This is a genomic window from Legionella septentrionalis (assembly GCF_003989745.1).
Taxonomy (GTDB): domain Bacteria; phylum Pseudomonadota; class Gammaproteobacteria; order Legionellales; family Legionellaceae; genus Legionella_A; species Legionella_A septentrionalis.
In genome coordinates, this window is the sequence record NZ_RZGS01000004.1 from 1 (window position 1) to 22629 (window position 22629).

Here is a 22629-nt window from a genome sequence, read left to right on the forward strand (position 1 = left end):
GTGAATGGAAGGCATCTATCAAGCCTATTCCTTTTAAAAAATTACGAAATCAAAAAAGACCTAAACACAGCTTTTTTCGATTTGGATTGGATCATCTTAGGGACTTGCTTACCAATTCCAGGATCAAGACAAAACTGTTTAACAAATTAGCCAATCAGATCCTGGTGGAATCAACAGAGCTTGTCTTGTAAAAAATTGTCCGGCACAAAGGAGCCCCACTCCTGTCATCCTAGATATTAATATTATCTTAATATTAATATGCTAAAATGCCGCCCAGCTTTATTTATGGAGAATCACGTGCCTATTTTATTATTCAATGAAAGCCAGATTACAGCGGAAAACTACCAGGAATTTTGTAAGCAAAACGGTAAAGACCCCAAACAATGTGTTTTTGTTTTCCCGGGCAATCCCAGCCACCATACCCCAGAACACACTTTATTTTCGGTAAAGGAAGGGAAATCTAATCTTAATGCGGTAGCACAGCGATTCGGTGAAGCCGGATTTCCTACCCTTAGCTTGCCTACTGTGCTCAATCAAGATATTAGCCTTCCCCAACGCGCCATGGCAGATTTATGGCGGGCGGCCGGAGCTGGTTATACCATCATTTTACCGGTGCGACCTTTTGGGGAAAAAGGACAATATTTTAATTCTCCTTTGAGTAAAAGTAATAACTATGCCGTTGAACTTAATTTCTGGGGCGGAAATGAAGGAGAGCCCAACCCAGGCTTAGGTCATTTTTACAATACCTATATAGTGAATCTGCATACATTTTTACACATGCGGGAGACGGGAGAACCGAATAGGGCTCAACATTTACAAAACTTTTCACGTCAAATGCAGGGTTTCAATTTACATCAAAATTTAGCTAATAGCTATACTACGGGGGAGCTTTACCCGCAAGATGCCTGGCTGCAACCACCACAACCAAAGCCATCTTCCACCTTTAGTCCTTACCTGCTTTTAGCCATTGGCAGCGGGGTTTTAGGGGCTGCCGGAGCAGCAACGATAGTAGTCGGAGCCTTGGCGCTGGCACAAGTTATTGCTATTTTATGCCCTCCAGTTGCCTTATTGGCTGCAGGGGCTGTGGCAGCAGCGGCAGGCATGGCAGGTGTCGGTTTGTTTGCCTACAAGCATTCGCAGAGCAAAAACCATCCCATAGAGCCAGAGCCACACTTGGGCTTCATCCAGTAGCATTCCAATAAATAAAGAGCAGCCAGCTGGCTGCTCTTTATTTTAATCCTTATAAACATTCCTTTAGTTGCATCCAATTTAAAACGCTGGCTAATAAGCTTGCTTACTCTGGTTTATGGCGAATAATTTAAAGCTGTTACGCAGCGTTAAGATTAATTTAATGTTATCATGGTAAAATTACCTCCAGCTTTTTTATGGAGATATAAATGCCTGTATTTTTATTCCCCGAAGAAAATATTACCGTAGAAAATTATACAAAGTTTTGTTTGGAGAAAGAACAAAACCCTAAACGATGCGTGTTTGTTTTTCTTGACGATAGCAATCAAAATCCTGCAAAACACACGTTATTTTCGATAAAAAAAGGAAATGATGACTTGGGTAAGATAGCCCAAACGCTGGGCGAGGCCGGATTTGCCACTCTAGGCCTTCCCGCTTCCCCAGACGGCGAAGATGAAGAGGACTATTCAGAAGTGGCCATGGCTGCTGTATGGCGGGCAGCAGGAGCTGGTTATACCATCATTTTTCCAGCCCGGATTCACTGCTCAAAAGGAGATATTTTTGCGGAACATTTAGGCAGGCTCGACAATACTTCGGGCACGGAGTACGAACTCAATTTCTGGGACAAGAAAGAAAGTTCTAACGAGATACTGGCTGATTATTACCTCTCGTTAGTACCGAAGCTGGTTAGCTTCACCACAATGCGTGATAACCAAGACAGAAATCTTGAACAGAAATTGGGCGAATTCGCCACAGAAGATAAAGAATTAGATGCGGAATCGGAAGATGAATATTATCAGAACGCAATATTAAAAGATGCCTTCCTGCATGGAAAAAATTCCCCACAAGATAAATGGCTGCAACCACCGGCTGCTTGGTTTAGCCCTTCACTCCTGTTAGCGATTGGCAGCGGGATTTTTGGTGCTGCGGGCGCGGCAACTGTCGTGATAGGAGCTTTAGCCCTGGCTAAAGTTATCACCATTTTGTGCCCACCTTTAATTTTAGTGGCAGCAGGGGCAGCGGCTTTAACCATAGGTATAGCTGGAATTGGCTTTTTTGCTCATAAGCATACGCAAGCGCGAAATCAGCCACTGCAATTCGAACAAGCATCAGCACCCGCCATGTAAATTCAGGTTAGAATTAGGAAGAGCAGCATGTAAGCTGCTCTTATATTTTGTTAAAAGCTTGGAGTATCATGCCCATTTTATTTATTAAGCAATCCACAATCACACTGAAAAGCTATGAAGAATTTTGCAAACACCAAAACCATGAAGAAATTTTCAAACATCGCAAGTATGTTTTCATTTTCCCTGGCAATGAAACTCACCACGGTGGAGCTCATAATTTATATTCAGTAAAAGGGGGAGCGGGATTAGCCGCCCTGGCACGTGTTTTGGGACATGCTGGCTGGCCAGTCTTGAGTTTGCCTACCACCACGATGGAAAACTGGGCAACCAATAGAGGCCAACAAAAAACCGTGACCCAGGCTCTATGTGATCTTTGGCGCGCCGCAGGTGCGGGATATACTCTGGTACTGCCGGTGAGATCTCACCAGAATGGCGATTATTTTCATCAACCGCTTGCCAACAGCCAGGATGAACCAAATTTTTGGGGCGGCGTTCAACTTGCTGCAAATAAACCTTTGGCGAATTATTACACTGAGCAATTGAACTTATTGACTCAATTTTTAAATGAGTGTGAAGAAAACCCCAGCTTAAAAGTACATCGTCTTCAGGAAATTGAAAAACAATATCCTCATTTGGTACAAAGCTATTGGGATGGGCAGGGCAAACATCCTGAAGATCCCTGGTTTGCAAAACCTGGACAACACAAAATGGCTGATAGAGGCTCAAGACAAGCTAATCAATCCCCTTTCGTAAAAAAAGAGGAGCAAGCACAGCAACGGCTTTCATCCCAGGCAGCAACTGCTGGCAAATCCAATGCGTGGCTTTATCTTACTCTGGGTTGTGGCGTCTTGGCTACGGCAAGTGCAACCGCACTAATCACCGGATTCCTGGCCTCCCTGGCAGTCATTTCAATAGCAATGTCTCCGGTTGCCTTGATGATTACAGCGGCAGCCACCTTAGCAGGTAGCCTTGCTGGCGCTGGATTCTTTGCTTACAAGCATTATCAAGCACAAAATAATGTTGCAGAAGCTTCCTTACGCTTTGATAATTGATTATCTAAGTGCCTCTATGATAAAGCGCTCCCAAAACAACAGGTTTTGCGGAGCCGGTAATTTTGCTTAAATCAAGCGGGGTTTGTGTGAGCGTTTTTTCCGCAAGCCAGGCAAACATCATGGCTTCAAGAAAATCAGAACTGACTTCGAATTGCTCTGCACAAACCACTTCCTTGTTGTGCAGACGACCTTGTAAGGCGTGCAGCAAGACCAGATTATGCGCCCCCCCACCACAAATGATGATTTGTTCAGATTGCCGCTTTTCTATCGCAGCAGCTACTGAAGCTGCAGTTAGGGCTAATAGTGTGGCTTGTACGTCTTCGGGTGCAAACTCATGCACACCATATTTTTCCAGCCAGGCAAGGGAGAAATATTCTTTGCCTATGCTTTTCGGTGCAGGCAATTTAAAGAAAGCATCTTGCAGCAGCTTTTCCAGCAGGGGGAAAATGATCTGTCCTCTTGCTGCCCATCGGCCTTCTTCATCATAATCTTTACCCAAGTGTTTTTTGATCCAGGCATCCATCAAACAATTTCCAGGCCCCGTATCGAAACCACTGCCTCCCTCATCGTTTAAAAAAGAAACATTGGCAATCCCTCCAATATTGACGACGGCCGCATGCTTTAAATGTCCAAATAACTCATGATGATAAAGGGGAGCAAACGGGGCGCCCTGACCGCCGACCACTAAATCGCGGCTGCGAAAATCGGCAGCTACAGTAATTTTGGTCAATTCGGCTATGGTATGGGCGCAACCCAGCTGCACCGTACAAGGTATGTCGCTAAAAGGCTCATGCAAAATTGTTTGCCCGTGGCTGCCAATGGCGATGACGTCTGCAGAAGTGACTCGCGCTGCCGATAGCAATTCCTGCGCTGCAGCAGCAAAATCCCGGCCTATCAAGGTGTTTAACTGCGCCAGTACAGCAATCATTATTTTTTCAGCAGCAAGAACATCTTCCAAGAGTGTTCTAGTTTTTTTACTGTAGGGGTAAGTGATGCCAGCCAATAACCGGTTTGTGTCCACATCCACCAATGCAGCATCAATTCCATCCATGCTGGTTCCTGACATCAATCCAATAAAAAGCTTCATGATACAATCCAAATTACAAACTAATTATTATTACCTGGCATTTTCAAATGTAAACGCTCTTCCAATAGGAACATGCGTGGATAGCTTGCTGCAACTTTCTGGTCTTGAGGCTAACAATTTCGCACCGCCAAGCTTATAAGCATTTTTTATTTTAACAATTCATTGCTCAAACTGCCTGTAACTTAAAACAATTATAAAAATTTTGGGTGGTTTGTGCGGCAACGGTTTCATACTCCACCCTCAGTAAATCACTGAGTGCCAAAGCGACGTATTTTACCAAAGCTGGATGATTCTGCTTACCACGAAAAGGTACAGGAGCAAGATAAGGCGAATCGGTTTCAATGAGGATGCGGTCTAGGGGAACTTTTTTAGCTACTTCTTGCAAGCTCGTTGCATTTTTAAACGTTACAATTCCGGAAAAAGAAATATAAAAATTTAAATCCAATGCCTGGCGCGCAACCTCCCAACTCTCTGCAAAACAATGCATAACCCCGCCGATTTCATCGGCTTTTTCCGCGCGTAAAGTCAGAATGGTATCTTCAGCTGCTTCGCGCGTGTGCACAATCAGTGGCTTGCCAGAAATGCGGGCTGCCTGGATGTGTTCACGAAAGCGCTGGCGTTGCGACTCGCGTGCTTCTTCCGTCGCAGTACGGTAGTAATCGAGGCCAGTCTCGCCAATGGCTATACAACGTGGATGGGTAGCCAGGGAAAGAAGCTTTGCGGCAGTAATTTCTTGGTGCATTAATACATTTGGGTGTATACCCGCCGAAATATAAATGTTTGGGTAATGATTGGCCAAATCATACAAAGCAGGTAAATCCTCAAGCTCAATGCACACGCATAAAAACTCTTTTACGCCATTTGCTTCTGCTTGGTTGATAACCAGGCACAAATCATCATTAAATTCCTTTAAATCAAGAGTATGCAAGTGGCAATGAGAATCGATTAGGGAAGAGGTTTTCTGGTTCATAAGATATGCATCATATAGTGTCTGTCATCTGGCTGGATTTTAACATGCCCGCTAAATAGGTTTCTATCTTGTTGGCGAGATAGCGCCCCTGCTCGCCGATGAACTGCACGCCAATACCAACCGGCTTATTCCCTTGCGCACCTTTCGGTGTGAGCCAGACTACCTTCCCTTCTACGGCATCACTTTCCGGCTCATCAAGTAACCTTACAGATAGGTTTACTGCACTGCCTAGCTGGTAATTCTGGGTGGTGCGAATAAAAAGCCCGCCACCTTTTATAAAAGGCATGTATGCATGATAAAGTGCGTCTTCGTCACGGAAAGAGCAAATCAATAATTGCGCATCTTCAGCCATCGATCACTCGCAAATATCCTAATAACAATTGTTCCAATGTTAAAATCGGATTGATGTTTATATTATGGTTGATCTTTCTTAACACTGCATTGATTGCATCCAATTGCATAAATTGATAATAAGGTTCTAAAAGAGAGCAAAAATGCTCGAATTTACTGGTTTCTTTCTGCCCATTACTGTCCTGATTCAGTTGCCGATAAATGGTTTGTGCCGTTAAAAGATGTAAAAACCATAACAAATCCCGCAAAGGATATACAGCCCATTGCGCCGCTACTGTACAGGGAGAAATTTTTTTTTCAATCAAGTCGCACAAAGTGGAGAGTATGACTTCTTTCTGCCGTCCTAATTCTGCACGCACAGAATCCTCAGGATAAAATTCAGTCAATCTTAAATAATTTCTCACTTCTGAAAATTGAAAAACTTCGGGAAACACGAATTTTTGACAACGGCTTAAAATAGTTGGTAATAAATTATTGATGTGTTCTGCTATAAGGATAAATAAGGTATGCTTGGGCGGTTCCTCAAGCACTTTTAACAGCGCATTCGCTGCAGCTGTGTTCATTTTATCAGCTGACTCAATGACAATAAGCCTGTACCTGCCTCGTTGCGGTGTTTGATACACATCTTGCTGCAGGGAGCGGATAGGCTCGATCTTAATTACACTATCTTCGTCTTCCGGCTTGATGATATAAACATCCGCATGGGTTCCCTTTAAAAGAAGTGTGCATTCACTGCAATGGCCACAATATTTACCTTCTTTGCAGAGAAGATGCCCTAGCAGATGCTGAATAAATAGCTTAATTCCTATATGCCTTGGGCCTGTTAATAGAATCGACTGCGGAAAACGCTGTTTTTCAAGCAAAGGTTGAAAGCGCTCCCACAGGGTGGCATGGATTTGTTCCAAACCGGCAGAATGTTGTACTTGCATAAGATTTCAGCATCCTCTTAACTCATTGCATTACATTCGTAAGTTAGAACTTTCTAACATTCCGTATGAGTAACCCAATCGGCTATGTATTTTTCCAATCCCGTGTAAATTAAATGTTGCACGGTCCCAAGAGGTTGAGTAGCGTCAATCATAATGACATGCTGTAGGTTTTTAAGATGGTCATGATAAGCAGCATAGACATCATCAAAGAAAGCAAGCGATTCTTGTTCAATTCGATCTGCTTTGCTGCGTTTGCGGGCACGCTGCAAACCTTTCTGTGGCGATACATCCAAAAAAATAGTTAAATCAGGTTGCAAGCCTGCCAGACAAAAATCAGATAACCGCTTGATCATACTGGAATCCAATTTCCGACCACCGCCTTGATAGGCAAATGTAGATAATTCAAAGCGATCCGATAAAACCCAACCTCCCCTCTGCAACGATGGGCGTATCACTTGTTCGATTAATTGAGTCCTGGCCGCATAAAGTAAAAGCAGCTCGGCACGCGGATCCAATGGCTCATCAGGCGCTATTTCCTTGATTAAATTGCGTATCATTTCCCCAACGCGGGTGCCACCGGGTTCACGCGTAAGAGTTAACTCAATTCGCTGATTGGATAAAAAGCGCTTGATGAAATTAATCACCGTGGATTTGCCCGCCCCCTCCAATCCTTCAACTACAATAAACCGCCCTTTATTCTGCATGTAAAATCCTTCAACCGCCTGCTCAGCGGCGGCTGTACTTGTTAATGGCTGCTTTTTGTTGTTCATAAGTTACTGAAAAATGATGGCTGCCATCGCCTTTGGCAACAAAATATAAATAATTCGTGTGTTCAGGGTGCGCGGCGGCATCAATTGCATCCTTACCTACCATAGCAATTGGTGTAGGTGGCAAGCCTCTATAAAGGTACGTATTATAGGGGGAATCAAAGCTCATGTCTTTATGGGTTAGTTTTCCTTTATACTCATCCCCCAATCCGTAAATCACGGTGGGATCCATTTGTAAGGGCATATTTTTACGCAAACGGTTTATGATTACCCCCGCTATCAATCGCTTCTCATGAGCGAGGGATGTTTCTTTCTCCAGAATGGAGGCAGTAATTAATAACTCATAAGGCGATTTGTAGGGTAAGTTGGGGGAACGTTTTTCCCAGCTCGCGGCTAGATAGTCCTGCAATTGTTGATGTGCATGCGCCAATAATTGTTTGCTCGTACTGCCCGCATCATAATGGTAAGTATCTGCCAACAATAACCCTTCCGCATTAGGGTATTTCCCAGTAATGGCAAGCCAGTCTACAGGATCATAGTTTAGATAAGCAGCGCGTTTAAGATTTATGGCAATTTGCGCCTGCGTTGTGCCTTCAATGATTGCAAACGTTTCCTGCAACACATCGCCTAAAGCAACTCGCCGCAGGAATTGTTGAGCTGATTCTTCCGGCTGAATCTCATAAATACCTGCCTTAAGTTGTTGCGACAAATCCTGCATGCGGATCAGGATTAGAAATAAACGTTTGGATTTGATTAAACCTCGTTCTTTTAAGATACGCGCAAAAGAATAAGCAGACGTGTTCTTATCAAGGCGAACGATTTCATGGCTGCCCATCGGTCGATAAAGCAGTTGATATACATTAAATCCTACGATTGCGGAACCAAAAAACATTACTATTGCACAGGCAATAAGAATAAATCTTATCCAAAAACGCTGCATGAGGACCTCATGGTACGGAATGTGCTGATTGAGTTTACCTCAAACCATAAAAATCTGAATTTTGAAGCTGCGCCCATATGCACAACTGGAAAGTTTGCCTCAAAGCAGCTTGGAGCCACTCTGTCCTATCAATGGGAACGGATGACTTATTAAACAGGATGGAATATCCACCCTGTTTAACTGCAGGTTAATCTATTTTTTTGAACAGCAAACTGCCATTCGTACCGCCGAACCCTAAGGAATTACTCAGTACATAATTAATTTGTCTTTCCTGTGGCCTATGGGGAACGTAATTCAAATCGCAGCCTTCATCCGGATTATCCAGGTTAATCGTTGGCGGAGCTATCTGATCGCGAATAGCCAATACACTAAAAATAGCTTCCACAGCGCCAGCCGCGCCTAACAAATGGCCCGTCATGGACTTGGTAGAGCTTACTGCCAAATTATAAGCATGTTCTTTAAATACACGTTTAATTGCTTTGGTTTCGTTTAAATCGTTTAAGTAGGTGGAAGTGCCATGCGCATTAATATAATCCACCAGGTCAGGAGAAATTCCTGCATCACGTACAGCATTTTCCATAGAACGGGATGCACCATCGGCATCTTCATCAGGAGCAGTGATGTGGAATGCATCACCCGACATGCCGAATCCTACGAGTTCTGCATACATTTTAGCACCACGGGCTTTAGCGCGTTCATACTCTTCCAGTACTAAAATTCCGGCTCCCTCACCCATGACAAAACCATCGCGATCTTTGTCCCATGGGCGTGAAGCTTTTGCAGGCTCCTCATTGCGTTTGGATAGGGAGCGAACTGCAGAAAACCCTGCCAGACACAGTGGGGTTGTTGTCATTTCTGCACCACCGCACACCATGACATCCGCATCGCCATAAGCAATCATTCTTCCGGCAAGTCCAATATTGTGCGTCCCTGTGGTGCAAGCCGTGACTACAGAAATATTGGGGCCTTTCAATTGATGTTTGATGGAAATTTGCCCGGCAACCATGTTAATGATACCTGCCGGGATAAAAAAGGGAGATACTTTTCTAGGGCCGCCAGCAAGCAATTTTTCCTGGTTATTGGTAATCGTTTGGATACCACCGATCCCTGCCCCTACGGCAACGCCTGCACGATAAGACAAAGCTTCATCTATGGATAGATTTGCATCGGCTAACGCTTCGTCTGCAGCAATCATGCCATATTGAGTAAACACATCCATCTTGCGTGCTTCTTTAAGCGGCATGTAATTTTCAACGTTAAAGTTTTTTACCTTGGCCCAAATTTTGGTCGGGTATTCACTGGTATCAAAATCTTCTACCGGGCCAATACCGCATACACCCGCCAGAATATTACGCCAGGATTCTTCTACATTTAAACCGACTGGAGTTAACATCCCCATGCCGGTTACTACAACACGCCGCTTATTCAATGAATAACTCCTCAATATCAGGATTAGGCTTCTTCTTTGTTCAGATTAGCCTCAATATAATCAATCGCTTCTTGGATGGTGGTAATTTTTTCAGCTTTTTCATCTGGAATTTCTGTTTCAAATTCTTCTTCCAGTGCCATAACCAATTCCACGGTATCTAAAGAATCAGCGCCTAAATCATCGACAAATGAGGCATCATTTTTTAATTCATCTTCTTTAACGCCCAATTGCTCAACAACAATCTTACGAACGCGTTCTTCTACTGTACTCATAAAATGTGTTTCCTCTTCAGTTATAAAAAAATTTTTGCGGGTAGTTTATTCTATTCTTCAGATAACGCAAGTTTCTTCAGAATCTATAGCAAAAATCGAGCTTCAAAATACTCATTTTCGCACATACTAATCAAAACACCTGCATGTATGCGTTATAGCCATTTACTCCATGTACATGCCACCGTTGACATGAATTGTCGCACCGGTAATATAATTTGCATGATCCGAAGCAAGAAAAGCAACGGCTTCGGCAATATCCTCTGCCTTTCCTAACCGTCTTAATGGAATACGTTTTAACATTTCCTCTTTTACCATATCCGGTAAAGCTGCAGTCATATCGGTATCAATAAATCCTGGAGCGACTACATTTACCGTAATACCGCGACTGCCGATTTCTTGTGCCAATGATTTTGAAAAACCAACAACACCGGCTTTAGCAGCCGTATAATTGGTTTGGCCTGAATTGCCGCTGGCTCCCACAACTGAGCCAATGCTGATAATCCGTCCCCAACGTGCTTTAAACATAGGCTTAATACAAGCTTTGCTCAGACGGTATACAGAGTTTAAATTGGTTTCGATAACACGCAACCATTCATCATCTTCCATCCGTAATAATAAATTATCACAAGTGATCCCTGCATTGTTGACCAAAACAGAAGGTAATTTATTTTGATCTGACAAAATGGTCAGCAAATTTTCAATACTGTCTTTGCACGTTACATCCAAAACCATACCGATGCCGGTTAAATTTTCTTGCAAAAACGCATCGCTGATTGCTTTTGCTCCTTCTTCCTTGGTTGCAGTGCCCACCACGTAAGCCCCTTTTTGAGCCAACGTTAAAGCAATTGCACGCCCAATCCCGCGGCTTGCACCGGTTACCAAAGCAATTTTCCCCTGTAAATTACTCATGAAATTGCATCCTCTTTTAATAGCATGTCCAAACTGGACTGATCATTTACGCTAAGTGTTTGCAGTGATTTGTCAATACGCTTCACCAAACCGCTTAACACTCGGCCCGGACCACATTCAATTACCCAGTCGATGCCATTTTCTTTCATTAACTGGATCGTCCGCACCCATTGTACCGGCCGGTAAAGCTGTTCTTTCAATAACATCCGTATTTGCTCGGCAGATTCATAAATACTTAAATCAACGTTGCTGATGACTGGAACCTGCGGGATTTTGAATTCAGCTTGTGCCAAATATTCGGCAAATAAATCAGCTGCTTCTTTTAACAAGGGACAATGGCAGGGAACGCTTACTGGAATAACCCTAGCCATGCGGGCATCTTGTGCTTCCGCTAAAAGAATTGCCTTCTCTACTGCAGCAGCATGTCCCGCTATCACCACTTGCCCTATTGCATTAAAATTTGCCGGAATAACTTGTTCATCCGCCGTGCTGGCTTCAGCGCAAACCAAAGTAACTTGCTCATCGCTTAGCCCCACAATGGCGGCCATAGCACCGCTGCCTAAGGGCACGGTACTTTGCATGAGCTGGCCTCGCTTCGCTACCAGCAATGCAGCGCCTGGCAAACTTATGGCACCGGCGCACACCAATGCAGCATATTCTCCCAAACTATGGCCTGCCATCATGGCGGCAGGGATAGCAGCCGATTGCTGCAAAACACGATAAACAGCTACATCAGCAGTCAACATCGCTACCTGAGTAAATTCTGTTTGATTTAGTTTGCCTTCCGGATCTTGTTGCACCATGCGCCAAACATCATAGCCAAGAGCATCCGAAACTTCTGCAAATAAAGCAGTAACCAAAGGAAAACGGGTGGCCAAATCATTTAACATACCGACCGTTTGCGAACCTTGTCCAGGAAACACAAATGCAAAATTCGTCATAATTTATCCTCTAATTCTGATGGTCATCAGGCGGGAATAGATTTGAATTAATAGCGGATTACCATAGCGCCCCAGGTCATTCCACCACCAAACGATTCCAGCAACAAAAGATCTCCACGATTAATGCGCTGCTCGCGGATGGATACATCTAATGCCAAAGGAATGGATGCTGCAGAAGTATTGCCTTGATGCTCAATGGTCACAATGACTTGCGACATGGGAAGCGATAATTTTTTTGCTATTCCCTGAATAATACGGATATTGGCCTGATGCGGAACCAGCCATTTGATATCTGATTTCTGTAAATTACTGGCAGCAAGGATTTCATCCACAATATCACCCATGATATTGACTGCAATTTTGAATACTTCATTGCCGCGCATGCCAATCAATGGCCTTGGACCCTCGCTAGTATGAGTTGCATACGTTAACAATTTGCTCTCATCATAAGAGGCATGCAAAACGCTGCCCAGAATTCCTGGTTCGTCGCTGGCGCTTAAAACCACTGCCCCGGCACCGTCTCCGAATAAGACGCAAGTGGAACGATCCGTCCAGTCAACAGCCCGTGACATACTTTCACTGCCAACCACCAACACATGCTGGGCAGTTCCGGAACTAATGTATTGCTTGGCAATATCCAGCGCATAGACAAAACCGCTGCACGCAGCACTCACATCAAATGCTGGAATAGGACGGGAAACTTGCAATGCGTGTTGCACATGACATGCCATGCTTGGGAAAAAATGATCCGGTGTACAGGTAGCAACAACAATTAAATCAATTTGTTCAGCGCTCAGTCCTGATGCTTCAACGGCCTTTAGGGCAGCCTGACTGGCCATAAATGATGTGGTTTCATGAGCTGCAGCAATGTGGCGGCTGCTGATTCCGGTGCGGGTAACAATCCATTCATCACTGGTATCAAGCGTTTTTTCCAATTCTTTATTGGTAAGTTGACGCTCAGGCAAATAACTGCCTGTACCGCTAATAACCGCATTTTTCATAACATTAAACCTTGATTAATAAAGTCCGTAATTTGATTGCGAACTAAATCCACCACGTTATTTTTAACTTGCAAAACAGCTTCTTCAATTGCAAATTGAAAAGCCAATTCACTGGCACCGCCGTGGCTTTTAATAACAATACCGTTTAGACCCAACATACTCGCTCCATTATAGCGGGCTGGATCCATGTGTTTTTTAAGGTGAGACAAGGCAGGACGAGCAATTAAGCCAGCCAGTTTAGTCAGCCAATTCCGCGTGAATGATTCCTTGAGTACAGCAAGCATTAACTTGGCTAAACCTTCGCTAGCCTTAAGCGTTGCATTCCCTACAAAACCATCGCAAACCACCAAATCGACTTCGCCCGAGTAAAATTGATCACCCTCAACATACCCGACGTAATTCATCACCTTGCATTCAGCAAGCATATGTGCCGTGCGCTTGACTTGATCGTTGCCTTTAATTTCTTCAACACCGATATTAAGCAGGCCGATTTTAGGTTTGGGAATATTGTCCACTGCCTGAATCAGGGCAGAACCCATTATGGCAAATTGAAATAAATGTTCTGCACAAGAATCGACGTTGGCGCCCAAGTCAATCACGCGTGTCTTGCCCTTTCGCGTAGGCAATTCCGCAATGATTGCAGGCCGGTCAATGCCTGGCAGGGTTTTTAAAACAAAACGTGCAGTAGCCATCAAAGCGCCCGTATTGCCGGCGCTGACGCAAGCTTGCGCCCGTCCTTCCTTCACCAAATTAATGGCAACGCGCATGGACGAATCTTTCTTGTTACGCAATGCATGAGACGGCAATTCATCCATAGCCACGACTTCCGACGCGTGAACAACAGAAAATTGCTTATTGCCGAACATTCCCTGCTTCTTCAAATGCTTATTAACCTGATCTTCGTCACCCACCAGCAATAACTTCAAACCAGGATTATTGCGAACTGCACGCGCACAAGCCGGGATCACTACATCCAAACCATGATCCCCGCCCATCGCATCAATGGCAATGGTTATCGTATTCAAGGACATTACTCTTATTCGTCGTCTTGTTCGTATGCGCTTCCAGTGTCAAGAACTTTACGTCCACGGTAATAGCCGTCGGGGGTAATGTGATGGCGCAAATGTGTTTCGCCAGTGGTTTTGTCTACAGATAAAGTGGGCTTGGTTAATGCGTCATGAGAGCGCCGCATATCACGTCGGGAACGTGATTTCCGGTTTTGTTGAACAGCCATTGTATTACTCCTAAACAATTTGTTTTTTCATAAGGTCGGAATATTACCGATTTTTTATTTGCAATCCAAGTATTGTTGCTAGAAATTGTATGCTTCGTGCAGCAACACAGCATGTTTTAAGAAAAAAATGATTAATATTAAAACCAATAGAGCGCATTATATACTTTTAAGTGAATAATTACGAATGCATTTCGTTTTCCTCGTGGATAAAGGAGCGAGTTTCCACATCGCAATCTTCTAGATTTTCATGCTTTTCCGGTGTAAATAAATACAAATCATCAATCAGTATTTCCGTCAAATCAACCTGGCTACCCGGCAATACGATGCATTCATATTGCTCCATTAAGCGCTCGGCAATTTCATCTTGAGAACATATGGCTATTTGCGTTTGATTCTCATAAAGGAAAGGGAAAGCCGTCAAACAACGTTGGCAAATGATGCGCACATCCCCTCGTGCTTGTAAGCTTAACAAATAGTAATCGTTTCTTTCTTCTACCTGGATGTCGCAAACGAGCTGGCAAACCCCATCAACATGAGGTGGTAAACGATGATCCAAACGGATCGCAAAAGATTGGGCATTGGCTTCTTTCGCCAAAGTTTTTAAACAAATTTTCATAGCGTCATGAATGCTTATAATTAGATTAGTATTAAAGTGAAGACCTGCAGGAAATGGGCAGATTACCGCAAATTGTCACTTCATGTAGTATAGCGTAAAATATACAATTTTTACACACACTGAACTTGCTATGGGACTTACAAGAGCCAAGGTTATTGTTGGGATGTCAGGCGGCGTTGATTCTTCCGTCGCGGCATGGTTATTGCGTGAACAAGGCTATCAGGTGGAAGGCTTGTTCATGAAAAACTGGGAACAGGATGATAAGGATGATTATTGCGCAGCGGCGAAAGATTTGGCCGATGCGCGTGCCGTTTGCGAACAATTGGGCATTCCGCTGCACAGCGTCAATTTCGCCGAAGAATATTTGCAACGGGTTTTTAATCATTTTCTGCATGAATATGAAAATGGACGTACCCCAAATCCAGACGTGCTGTGCAATAAAGAAATTAAATTTAAAGCATTCCTTCAGCATGCCCTGACATTAGGCGCAGATTTTATTGCCACGGGGCATTATGCCAAGGTGCATGTGACGGATGGCAAAGGAGTATTATGCAAAGCCAAAGATCGGGAAAAAGATCAAACGTATTTTTTGCATGCAGTCAATCCACAAGCCCTGGCTAAAACCCTGTTTCCAGTTGGCGATTATTTAAAATCGCAAGTTAGGGAATTTGCCCGAGATTTAGGCTTCATCACTCATGATAAAAAAGATTCCACCGGGATTTGTTTTATTGGAGAAAAGCGTTTTAAAGCTTTTCTCAATGAATTTATGCTGGCAAAACCGGGCGATATCAAAACGCCTTTTGGTGACATCATAGGCCGACATGATGGCTTAATGTTTTACACCCTGGGTCAGCGGCAGGGATTAGGCATAGGCGGGACACGGTTGGGAGGCGATGCACCCTGGTACGTGGTCGATAAAGACATGGCCAGCAATACGTTGATTGTGGCCCAGGGCAGCCATCATCCGATGCTCTACGCACAGGGATTGATTTGTGGTCCAATTCATTGGCTATGCGAGGCACCTGAATTCCCGCTGACTTGTCATGCAAAAACGCGCTATCGTCAACCTGAACAAGCATGCGTGATTTCACCACCGGATAAGAACCAACATTATGTCATGTTTTCAGAGCCCCAACGTGCCGTAACCCCTGGACAGTATATTGTGTTTTATGACAAAAACCGCTGTTTGGGCGGTGCTACTATAGAACATATTATCCGCTGACTATAATATAATTATTTATTGTACAAAATTACCTTATCCTGGAGAAATTATGGCTGCAACTCATGCTTTACCCGAAATGGAAGAGACCATTCATTTTACAGTCAGTGCGGCTGACAAGGTGGCTTCTTTGATTGCCGAGGAAGAAAATCCAAACCTTAACCTGAGAGTCTATATAACGGGAGGCGGATGCTCCGGCTTTCAATATGGCTTCACCTTTGATGAAACCATTAATGAGGATGATACGGTTATCGAACAAATTTGCTCAAATGGTGCAAGTTCAGTGAAACTACTGGTTGATTCAATGAGCTATCAATATTTGCAAAAAGCTGAAATTGACTATATACAAAATATTCAAGGTGAGCAATTTGTCATCCGCAATCCAAATGCCAAGACCACCTGCGGGTGCGGCTCATCTTTCAGTATTGAAGAGGAGAACTAGAAGCATAAAGCAGGCGATCAGCGATAGCCCGCCTCAATAGGGTTTTATTACCACTTTTGAGCCAATATGCAGAAAATTTTGATTCAGCCAACGCGCATCATGCGGCTTGACGCGGACACAACCATGGCTTGCATTGTAATTAGGTACATCCGGCGAGCCATGAACTGCATAATATTTGCTGAAAAACATGCAATAAGGCATCGGGGCACCTCCTTTTCCTACAGGGTACCGGGAAGAACGGCAACTGGAACCGCCCTTGCTGATCACGCTGTAAGTACCGCTCGGGGTTTTGCAAGATCGTTTTACATCAGGGCAATATCCCCTTCCTCCCGAACCTTTGCCTGAACGCACCACCTTGCCATTTTTAATAGCCTGCCAGCGCAACGTGCGCGGATTATAGACAAATGTATTAACTGCTAATTGTTGATTTAAAATTGAAAAGGAGGGTTGGACTGCATCATTAAGCACTTCGGCCAATGCCTTGGGAGAAGCTGTGAGGAAACTGAAACCCAACATCCCTAAGAAATACCATTTAAGATTAAATTTTTGTATATCTTCCATGAGAAAGTCCAATATTTATACAATTTATTATAAATATAGTATAATAACTGCCCACATCAAGTAAATAATTATCAAACTTTCTGGCTCGCAACCAGCCTATGAGAAAGTTATCCTTAAGCTCCATGGACAATTGGCACAACCGACTTTGGCGAGCAACACAAATTTATGAACTTTATTTATTCATTGGCATTGCGATCTGCATCGCTGCCAAACATGGAGTGCTTGGACTCACAAAGGCCGCCGCACTAGACCATACGTCTTTTAATGTGCGTATCAATGCAATCTATACCGCGATGATGGATCGCTTCGTTGGCAATTTCGCACAAGGCCGTCAGGCAGTAATCGACAGGAACCCACCGGAAGAATGGGAAAACCGGAAGAAATTGCCGCAACCGTTCTGTGGATTTGTGCGGATGCAGCAGCATTTATGATTGGGCATGCAATAGTTGTCGATGGCGGACAAACGGTTTAACGCATCCTGCTTAGGCAGGATGCTGCATACACACCCTAATGTAAATTATATTTTTTATCATCTGTTTCATAAAATAAGGAATGCGTTTTGAAATCTTCACAATCAGCCAGCAGCAAGGGTTGTTTGGGTGTGTGTTTTTTTGTTAATGCAGCCATGGATACATTTGGGCTTCTTTCTTTTTTATCAAAAAGAATATCAGCTCTTATGCCATCATGGCTTTCCCGCTGTCGCACCCCATATGCTGCTGAGAATTGCACTTCACTCATGATGCCCATTATGGTGAGATAATCCTCATATGCGCTCCATACCGGACCTTCAATTGCGTCTAGGTGAATATTTCGCGCAGGACTGCCTGGTAATTTGCGCACCACATGAAGAAATTCATGACACAATCGCACATGAAACGGCACAAAACATGCGCCTTTCTCGTCAAAAACAAAGCTGCCCTTAAGCAAATCACTCAAAATATGCAGCGGTTTTTCCCGCATGGCTATGTATGCGGGAGCTTGCTGCAGATCCTGATATTCAACAGGTAAGGCAATTGGGATCATGAACAAGGAAGCTGTTTTCTTATTTTTTTGTTGGGCCAAATGTTGTTCAAGTGGCGATGAAGCCTCTATCAATTGCCTCTCGACTTGAAGAAAAGCAGGCAAATTAAGCGAAGCAACCCCTATATCTGCTTTTCTTGGAAAAGAAAATACTGCGCTCAATTGCAAGGGGTAATTTTTAAAACCAGCCTCCAGAGCTTCAATTAGAAATTGCCCATGCCGAGTATGTGCCTCTTTGGCCAGAGTAAACAAAATTAAAGACTGGGCAGTATGGTATAAATGCTTCATGTTCACCAATGCAGCAGGATTTTGCTGGAATGCTGCCGGCGTTTTTGCTATATCGTATTGAATGTGATTGGCTATGGATTGCAAGCGCTGCCAAACTCCATTCGAACTGGATTGAGCCGCCTCCTGAATTGCCCCCGGCACCAAGGGCGCTAGTCGTAAAGTTAAATTAATCATGCTTTCGTTCATGTGCTGCAACACGTCAAGCTTGTTCCCTACTTTTTTCAACGGAGCTTTAACAGATAATCCTTCGAGAACTTGATTCAATAACGAGTAAATTTTTTGCTCTATCTCTGCGGCTGCCCTAAAAAGCCGTGCAGGTTTATCTCCAAAGCGCAGTCTCTCGGTGTATTCAGAAATGATTTTTTTAATTGCCTGATTCCAATTTGCGGGGTTTGCATCTAATGAAGACACTGCAAATTCAATCTTGCGCAATTGCCCCAATTCCCTAAGCAAAATATCACGCAGCAAAGCATGGGTTAGTGCAATTTTAGTAGTAGTCATATCAACAACGGCTTATTTGCTTTTTTGGATTACATAAAGAATTATAGTATCCGTTTAAACAGTTTACTAAGAATACGCCCGCCCTATCTTTTATTGATTAAATCAACGGGGATTGGGCTTTTACCTAATTTTCCATATAATCAATGGCCTTTAAGGGCAGCTAACAGATACAGGGAGGAAACATGAATCCTTATAAAGAATTATTTGAATGTTTATATGAATTAATTAATGTACAAATTGATAAATATGTTGCCCTTGCAACCAGAGGCGTTGGGCCAGATGCTCGTTTAAATAGCAAACTGGTCGCAAATGAGGTAGATGAGTTGCTTACTTTTGCCCATCAATTATGCGTTTTGATGCACAATAAGGCTTGGGATATGCAAGGACACCGTGTATACGAAACCATTTTTAACCAGATTAGATTTTATATTGTACAAGAACAAACTCGCGCGCATGCAGGCTGGCTGCTTGATGAAAATAATTTTCACCTGGGAGTAAAACAAAGAACCGATGCGCAACTGGATAAGCTCAATAAAATTGCAGAAACCACAAAAGTTAACATTTTGGCAGCAAAACCCTTAACAGCCACGCAAAAGCAATGCGAGCATGACAGCATCGAAATTGCTTTCTACATTCTAGACTTGGCAAAGCAAATTAAAGCAAACCCGACTATGCAATTCGATCCGCAATATAAAATACCGAAACATGCCCAAGAAATAATGAGAAAAAATGCTACAACGCGGTACGGGCAATTTGCCAATGAAATTGATCAACTACACGAAAAATATAAGCTTTTCCTGGAGACATCCGACCTCGAAAAAGAAACGGGTAAGCTGCAAGCCAAAGAAGCAAAAACTTATGCAGAAAAACATAAAAAGAATTGTCAGACTTTGTTAGAAAAATATAAGAAAATAGAACCGAATTCCAAATTATTCGCAGAAGATTATCAACTTCCGTCCATAGAAACCGGGGTAAGCTCATCTCACTCACAAAAAATATTATTTTTTAGCGGCATTGTCCTAGTCACGGGTTTGGTAGTATTCATGTTATGCGCTTACTTCAAGAAACTTCAGGAAGAACCTTCGACTAGTCCAAACGTCAAGTTTCAATAAATCTCACCGCAGCAATTCCGGATATAATGGCTTTGTCCGGATGCTCTTTCAGTAATTGCTAGCATTATAACAGTGTCTACTATATAATCACATTGATTTTATAATGTCCAGATAAAATGCGAACTTATCAGATGCAGCCTAATACAAGCACGCGATTACTTTCCCTTGATGTATTTCGTGGATTAACCATTGCCATCATGATTCTGGTGAACAGCCCCGGCAACCGGGTTGCTTACCACTGCTTGGAACATTCGAGCTGGGATGGCTGTACTTTGGCCGATCTGGTTTTTCCTTTTTTTATTGTTATCGTCGGTATTTCATCCGTACTCGCTTTAACCCATTTAAAAACAAAAGGTTTATCGAACTGGCAATTATTGATAAAGCTAGGCAAACGAAGTTTGTATATCTTTTTTTTAGGAATATTGCTTAATGTGCTGCCTAACCATTTTGATCCCTCCCATCTCCGTGTGATGGGGGTATTGCAGCGAATCGCCCTTTGTTATTTGTCATCCTCAGTATTGTTTTTGACTACCACCATGAAGACTCAAGTTTTCATCATTGGGATTTTGCTGGTTGGATATTGGCTTTTACTCATAAATTTTCCTGCAACCGATCCACTCTCTTTGCAAACCAATATAGTGGGGTATTGGGATAAGCTCTTTTTTTCTTCACAGCATTTGTATACGCCAATGTTTGATCCGGAAGGCCTTCTTAGTACCCTGCCTGCCATCGCATCAGCCTTATTTGGGAATATAGCTGGCTATTGTCTGATTTCTTCGCGCACAAAAGCACAAAAACTGCAGTGGATGGTATGTACCGGTCTTCTCCTCATGGTTCTCGGTTGGTTGTGGGGTATTGTGTTTCCATTCAACAAATCCCTTTGGACAAGCTCTTATGTCTTATGGACAAGCGGTTTGAGTTTTATAGCATTATCGCTTTGTTTTATGCTGATTGAAATTAAACCGCCTGGCAAGTGGGCAAAGCCTTTCTTGCTATTTGGTAAAAATTCACTTTTGGTATATGTCTTGCATGTTATTTTTTTAAAATTGCAAGCGGTTGTCCTCTTGCATAATGCAACGGGTGAAGTTATCAACCTGCGCTTGTATATTACGGAATTTTTATTCAGCCATTTTTCGCCCAAAAATGCTTCATTCAGTTATGCAATTTTGTATACGCTATTTTGGTTAGCGGTGCTAGCATATTTAACCAGGCGCAGAATACGAAAGCAAAATCAATATGCAATTAAGGCATAATAACCAGCAGCTAAAATTCACGCAACGTTCTCAAGTTTTTTTTACGGTATTCTCAAGGGGAATCTGAGCACTTCTAGCTCAGATGACTTCGATTTCTTCAGACCAAAGCTCAATACCTGATTTTTTTTTCAGGAATTGAATGAATTCGTTATGAGCACTTAACTCTTCCGCAGTTGCATAAAGCACCGGCGAACTATTGGTTAACGGATTACTGGTCTGAGTGATTGTTTCTGTTGCCCGTCCCACTGCTGCATGCTCGTCATCAAATAACGTGGTCTGGCCACCGGTCATGGCTAAATAAACCCAAGCCAAAATTTCAGCATCAAGCAAAGCGCCATGCAACTGACGGTTGGAATTATCTATTTCATAACGTTTACAAAGCGCATCTAAACTGTTGCGCTGGCCAGGATGTTTTTTCCTGGCAAAGTCAAGGGTATCGAAGATACGGCAGTGATGTTCTAAAGAAGTCGGCCAATTGGCAATTTTCAATTCGGCATTTAAGAATCCGACATCAAACGGCGCATTATGGATGATTAATTCAGTATCACCAATAAACTGCAGCAAGTCATGGAGTATATCTTTAAACAAGGGTTTGTCTTGCAGAAATTCAGTACTTATTCCATGAACTTTAAACGCTCCTTCTTCTACTTCGCGTTCTGGGTTTAAATAAATATGAAAGTGCTTACCGGTTAATTTTCTATCAATGAGTTCAATGCACCCTATTTCAATGATGCGATGACCATTTTCATGCCCTATACCCGTAGTTTCAGTATCCAGTACGATTTGCCGCATATTAATTACTAGTAAAAATAAAAGCACAACATTATTTCATGTTCCTAGAAAATATACAAAAGAGTAAGTGACGGCAAAAAATGGATAAAGAAAGGCGGTCAATCCTATGGAATTTCTGCGGGAGCTTGGATTCGCATCAGGAGGTGAAGTCCACTTAGCTTAAAAATCAAGACATTAAGGGCTTTGCCTAGCAAATTTTAAGCAATTGCTCGATAGCTTCATTGGCCAAGCGATCCACTTGTTCATTTTCAGGATGACCGGAGTGTCCTTTGACCCAGTGCCATCTAATTTGATGAACCTGTGCCAAAGTATCCAGTTGCTGCCAAAGATCCGCATTCTTGACATCTTCTTTTTTTGAATTGCGCCATCCTTTTTCTTTCCAGCCTGAAATCCAGCTGGTCATGCCCTGGCGTAAATATTGCGAATCAGTATATAAATCAACCTGACACGGTCGCTTTAATGCAGCCAATGCCTGGATGGCTGCGGTAAGTTCCATACGGTTGTTGGTGGTATGGCTTTCAGCTCCGCTCAAGGTTTTTTCATTACCGTTATAGCGCAGCAACGCTCCCCAGCCGCCAGGGCCAGGGTTGCCTTTACAAGCGCCATCTGTATAAATTTCAACACTCAT

At 43.2% G+C, this 22629-nt stretch carries 26 protein-coding genes and 1 pseudogene; 9 read left to right on the forward strand and 18 right to left on the reverse strand.

Annotated features, from left to right (window positions below):
- From ELY11_RS12550 to ELY11_RS02520, 4 genes and pseudogenes are all read left to right on the forward strand, one after another.
- A pseudogene (locus ELY11_RS12550) lies at positions 1-191 on the forward strand (IS4 family transposase); the annotation flags it as partial.
- Positions 192-297: 106 nt separating this feature from the next.
- Positions 298-1191, forward strand: coding sequence for a hypothetical protein (locus tag ELY11_RS02510; RefSeq protein WP_127032465.1), 894 nt, complete (start codon positions 298-300; stop codon positions 1189-1191).
- Positions 1192-1397: 206 nt separating this feature from the next.
- A complete protein-coding gene (locus ELY11_RS02515) occupies positions 1398-2315 on the forward strand; it encodes a hypothetical protein (RefSeq protein WP_127032466.1) in 918 nt (305 codons plus the stop codon).
- Between the two features lie 68 nt (positions 2316-2383).
- The gene (locus tag ELY11_RS02520; protein ID WP_127032467.1) at positions 2384-3367 is read left to right on the forward strand and encodes a hypothetical protein; all 984 of its coding nucleotides are present in this window, start codon (positions 2384-2386) and stop codon (positions 3365-3367) included.
- A gap of 4 nt (positions 3368-3371) precedes the next feature.
- Here ELY11_RS02520 and ELY11_RS02525 read toward each other — a convergent pair whose 3' ends face one another.
- From ELY11_RS02525 to ELY11_RS02590, 14 genes are all read right to left on the reverse strand, one after another.
- Complete coding sequence (locus ELY11_RS02525; RefSeq protein WP_126954599.1) at positions 3372-4454, reverse strand: anhydro-N-acetylmuramic acid kinase; 1083 nt, start codon at positions 4452-4454, stop codon at positions 3372-3374.
- Between the two features lie 166 nt (positions 4455-4620).
- Entirely contained in the window at positions 4621-5424 is an 804-nt protein-coding gene (locus tag ELY11_RS02530) for a TatD family hydrolase (RefSeq protein WP_126954598.1), read from the reverse strand.
- Positions 5425-5434: 10 nt separating this feature from the next.
- Positions 5435-5776 (reverse strand): PilZ domain-containing protein, encoded by a 342-nt coding sequence (locus ELY11_RS02535; protein ID WP_126954597.1) that lies wholly within the window; start codon positions 5774-5776, stop codon positions 5435-5437.
- Entirely contained in the window at positions 5769-6704 is a 936-nt protein-coding gene (locus ELY11_RS02540; protein ID WP_126954596.1) for a DNA polymerase III subunit, read from the reverse strand. The genes ELY11_RS02535 and ELY11_RS02540 overlap by 8 nt, the downstream gene beginning before the upstream one ends.
- Positions 6705-6757: 53 nt before the next feature.
- Complete coding sequence (tmk, locus tag ELY11_RS02545) at positions 6758-7408, reverse strand: dTMP kinase (RefSeq protein WP_127032501.1); 651 nt, start codon at positions 7406-7408, stop codon at positions 6758-6760.
- Positions 7409-7430: 22 nt separating this feature from the next.
- Entirely contained in the window at positions 7431-8363 is a 933-nt protein-coding gene (mltG, locus tag ELY11_RS02550; RefSeq protein WP_233579581.1) for an endolytic transglycosylase MltG, read from the reverse strand.
- A gap of 235 nt (positions 8364-8598) precedes the next feature.
- Complete coding sequence (gene fabF, locus ELY11_RS02555; RefSeq protein ID WP_126954593.1) at positions 8599-9840, reverse strand: beta-ketoacyl-ACP synthase II; 1242 nt, start codon at positions 9838-9840, stop codon at positions 8599-8601.
- Positions 9841-9863: 23 nt separating this feature from the next.
- On the reverse strand, positions 9864-10112 hold the full coding sequence (gene acpP, locus ELY11_RS02560) for an acyl carrier protein (protein ID WP_025385412.1): 249 nt from the start codon (positions 10110-10112) through the stop codon (positions 9864-9866).
- 162 nt (positions 10113-10274) lie between these two features.
- Positions 10275-11021, reverse strand: coding sequence for a 3-oxoacyl-ACP reductase FabG (gene fabG, locus ELY11_RS02565; RefSeq protein ID WP_127032469.1), 747 nt, complete (start codon positions 11019-11021; stop codon positions 10275-10277).
- A complete protein-coding gene (gene fabD, locus ELY11_RS02570) occupies positions 11018-11962 on the reverse strand; it encodes an ACP S-malonyltransferase (protein WP_126954591.1) in 945 nt (314 codons plus the stop codon). Before fabD ends, fabG begins: the two co-directional genes overlap by 4 nt.
- Positions 11963-12009: 47 nt before the next feature.
- The gene (locus ELY11_RS02575) at positions 12010-12963 is read right to left on the reverse strand and encodes a beta-ketoacyl-ACP synthase III (RefSeq protein WP_126954590.1); all 954 of its coding nucleotides are present in this window, start codon (positions 12961-12963) and stop codon (positions 12010-12012) included.
- A complete protein-coding gene (plsX, locus tag ELY11_RS02580) occupies positions 12960-13988 on the reverse strand; it encodes a phosphate acyltransferase PlsX (RefSeq protein ID WP_127032470.1) in 1029 nt (342 codons plus the stop codon). Before plsX ends, ELY11_RS02575 begins: the two co-directional genes overlap by 4 nt.
- A gap of 11 nt (positions 13989-13999) precedes the next feature.
- The gene (gene rpmF / locus ELY11_RS02585; RefSeq protein ID WP_126954610.1) at positions 14000-14197 is read right to left on the reverse strand and encodes a 50S ribosomal protein L32; all 198 of its coding nucleotides are present in this window, start codon (positions 14195-14197) and stop codon (positions 14000-14002) included.
- A gap of 178 nt (positions 14198-14375) precedes the next feature.
- Complete coding sequence (locus tag ELY11_RS02590; protein ID WP_127032471.1) at positions 14376-14813, reverse strand: YceD family protein; 438 nt, start codon at positions 14811-14813, stop codon at positions 14376-14378.
- Between the two features lie 130 nt (positions 14814-14943).
- Between ELY11_RS02590 and mnmA the strand changes: the two genes are divergently transcribed.
- Entirely contained in the window at positions 14944-16035 is a 1092-nt protein-coding gene (mnmA, locus tag ELY11_RS02595; RefSeq protein ID WP_126954587.1) for a tRNA 2-thiouridine(34) synthase MnmA, read from the forward strand.
- 49 nt (positions 16036-16084) lie between these two features.
- Positions 16085-16474 (forward strand): iron-sulfur cluster insertion protein ErpA, encoded by a 390-nt coding sequence (erpA, locus tag ELY11_RS02600; protein WP_199737578.1) that lies wholly within the window; start codon positions 16085-16087, stop codon positions 16472-16474.
- 33 nt (positions 16475-16507) lie between these two features.
- On the opposite strand, the gene ELY11_RS02605 is transcribed toward erpA, so the two are convergent.
- On the reverse strand, positions 16508-17035 hold the full coding sequence (locus tag ELY11_RS02605; protein WP_233579588.1) for a L,D-transpeptidase: 528 nt from the start codon (positions 17033-17035) through the stop codon (positions 16508-16510).
- A gap of 364 nt (positions 17036-17399) precedes the next feature.
- On the opposite strand from ELY11_RS02605, the gene ELY11_RS12775 reads away from it, so the two are divergent.
- The gene (locus tag ELY11_RS12775; RefSeq protein WP_199741507.1) at positions 17400-17507 is read left to right on the forward strand and encodes an SDR family oxidoreductase; all 108 of its coding nucleotides are present in this window, start codon (positions 17400-17402) and stop codon (positions 17505-17507) included.
- Between the two features lie 35 nt (positions 17508-17542).
- Here the strand turns inward: ELY11_RS12775 and ELY11_RS02615 are convergent, their stop codons facing one another.
- Entirely contained in the window at positions 17543-18844 is a 1302-nt protein-coding gene (locus ELY11_RS02615; protein ID WP_126954586.1) for a hypothetical protein, read from the reverse strand.
- A gap of 182 nt (positions 18845-19026) precedes the next feature.
- Here ELY11_RS02615 and ELY11_RS02620 point away from each other — a divergent pair, with 182 nt between their 5' ends.
- Together ELY11_RS02620 and ELY11_RS02625 are read left to right on the forward strand one after the other, a co-directional pair.
- Positions 19027-19956: a hypothetical protein gene (locus ELY11_RS02620; RefSeq protein ID WP_126954585.1), complete on the forward strand. Its 930-nt coding sequence runs from the start codon at positions 19027-19029 to the stop codon at positions 19954-19956.
- Positions 19957-20072: 116 nt separating this feature from the next.
- On the forward strand, positions 20073-21209 hold the full coding sequence (locus ELY11_RS02625) for an acyltransferase family protein (RefSeq protein ID WP_127032472.1): 1137 nt from the start codon (positions 20073-20075) through the stop codon (positions 21207-21209).
- 78 nt (positions 21210-21287) lie between these two features.
- Here ELY11_RS02625 and dnaQ read toward each other — a convergent pair whose 3' ends face one another.
- Both dnaQ and rnhA read right to left on the reverse strand, forming a co-directional pair.
- A complete protein-coding gene (gene dnaQ / locus ELY11_RS02630; protein WP_127032473.1) occupies positions 21288-22001 on the reverse strand; it encodes a DNA polymerase III subunit epsilon in 714 nt (237 codons plus the stop codon).
- A 187-nt stretch (positions 22002-22188) separates the two neighbouring features.
- Positions 22189-22629 carry a ribonuclease HI gene (gene rnhA, locus ELY11_RS02635; protein ID WP_127032502.1) on the reverse strand — a complete coding sequence of 147 codons (441 nt, stop codon included), beginning with the start codon at positions 22627-22629 and terminating at the stop codon, positions 22189-22191.

Bases quoted from the DNA above. Each gene is read 5' to 3' on its own strand.
- ELY11_RS02515 (WP_127032466.1), top strand. From the start codon at position 1,398: ATGCCTGTATTTTTATTCCCCGAAGAAAATATTACCGTAGAAAATTAT.
- ELY11_RS02520 (WP_127032467.1), top strand. From the start codon at position 2,384: ATGCCCATTTTATTTATTAAGCAATCCACAATCACACTGAAAAGCTAT.
- ELY11_RS02525 (WP_126954599.1), bottom strand. From the start codon at position 4,454: ATGAAGCTTTTTATTGGATTGATGTCAGGAACCAGCATGGATGGAATT.
- ELY11_RS02530 (WP_126954598.1), bottom strand. From the start codon at position 5,424: ATGAACCAGAAAACCTCTTCCCTAATCGATTCTCATTGCCACTTGCAT.
- ELY11_RS02535 (WP_126954597.1), bottom strand. From the start codon at position 5,776: ATGGCTGAAGATGCGCAATTATTGATTTGCTCTTTCCGTGACGAAGAC.
- ELY11_RS02540 (WP_126954596.1), bottom strand. From the start codon at position 6,704: ATGCAAGTACAACATTCTGCCGGTTTGGAACAAATCCATGCCACCCTG.
- tmk (WP_127032501.1), bottom strand. From the start codon at position 7,408: ATGCAGAATAAAGGGCGGTTTATTGTAGTTGAAGGATTGGAGGGGGCG.
- mltG (WP_233579581.1), bottom strand. From the start codon at position 8,363: ATGTTTTTTGGTTCCGCAATCGTAGGATTTAATGTATATCAACTGCTT.
- acpP (WP_025385412.1), bottom strand. From the start codon at position 10,112: ATGAGTACAGTAGAAGAACGCGTTCGTAAGATTGTTGTTGAGCAATTG.
- fabG (WP_127032469.1), bottom strand. From the start codon at position 11,021: ATGAGTAATTTACAGGGGAAAATTGCTTTGGTAACCGGTGCAAGCCGC.
- fabD (WP_126954591.1), bottom strand. From the start codon at position 11,962: ATGACGAATTTTGCATTTGTGTTTCCTGGACAAGGTTCGCAAACGGTC.
- ELY11_RS02575 (WP_126954590.1), bottom strand. From the start codon at position 12,963: ATGAAAAATGCGGTTATTAGCGGTACAGGCAGTTATTTGCCTGAGCGT.
- rpmF (WP_126954610.1), bottom strand. From the start codon at position 14,197: ATGGCTGTTCAACAAAACCGGAAATCACGTTCCCGACGTGATATGCGG.
- ELY11_RS02590 (WP_127032471.1), bottom strand. From the start codon at position 14,813: ATGAAAATTTGTTTAAAAACTTTGGCGAAAGAAGCCAATGCCCAATCT.
- mnmA (WP_126954587.1), top strand. From the start codon at position 14,944: ATGGGACTTACAAGAGCCAAGGTTATTGTTGGGATGTCAGGCGGCGTT.
- erpA (WP_199737578.1), top strand. From the start codon at position 16,085: ATGGCTGCAACTCATGCTTTACCCGAAATGGAAGAGACCATTCATTTT.
- ELY11_RS02605 (WP_233579588.1), bottom strand. From the start codon at position 17,035: ATGGAAGATATACAAAAATTTAATCTTAAATGGTATTTCTTAGGGATG.
- ELY11_RS12775 (WP_199741507.1), top strand. From the start codon at position 17,400: ATGGGAAAACCGGAAGAAATTGCCGCAACCGTTCTGTGGATTTGTGCG.
- ELY11_RS02615 (WP_126954586.1), bottom strand. From the start codon at position 18,844: ATGACTACTACTAAAATTGCACTAACCCATGCTTTGCTGCGTGATATT.
- ELY11_RS02620 (WP_126954585.1), top strand. From the start codon at position 19,027: ATGAATCCTTATAAAGAATTATTTGAATGTTTATATGAATTAATTAAT.
- ELY11_RS02625 (WP_127032472.1), top strand. From the start codon at position 20,073: ATGCGAACTTATCAGATGCAGCCTAATACAAGCACGCGATTACTTTCC.
- dnaQ (WP_127032473.1), bottom strand. From the start codon at position 22,001: ATGCGGCAAATCGTACTGGATACTGAAACTACGGGTATAGGGCATGAA.
- rnhA (WP_127032502.1), bottom strand. From the start codon at position 22,629: ATGAGTGTTGAAATTTATACAGATGGCGCTTGTAAAGGCAACCCTGGC.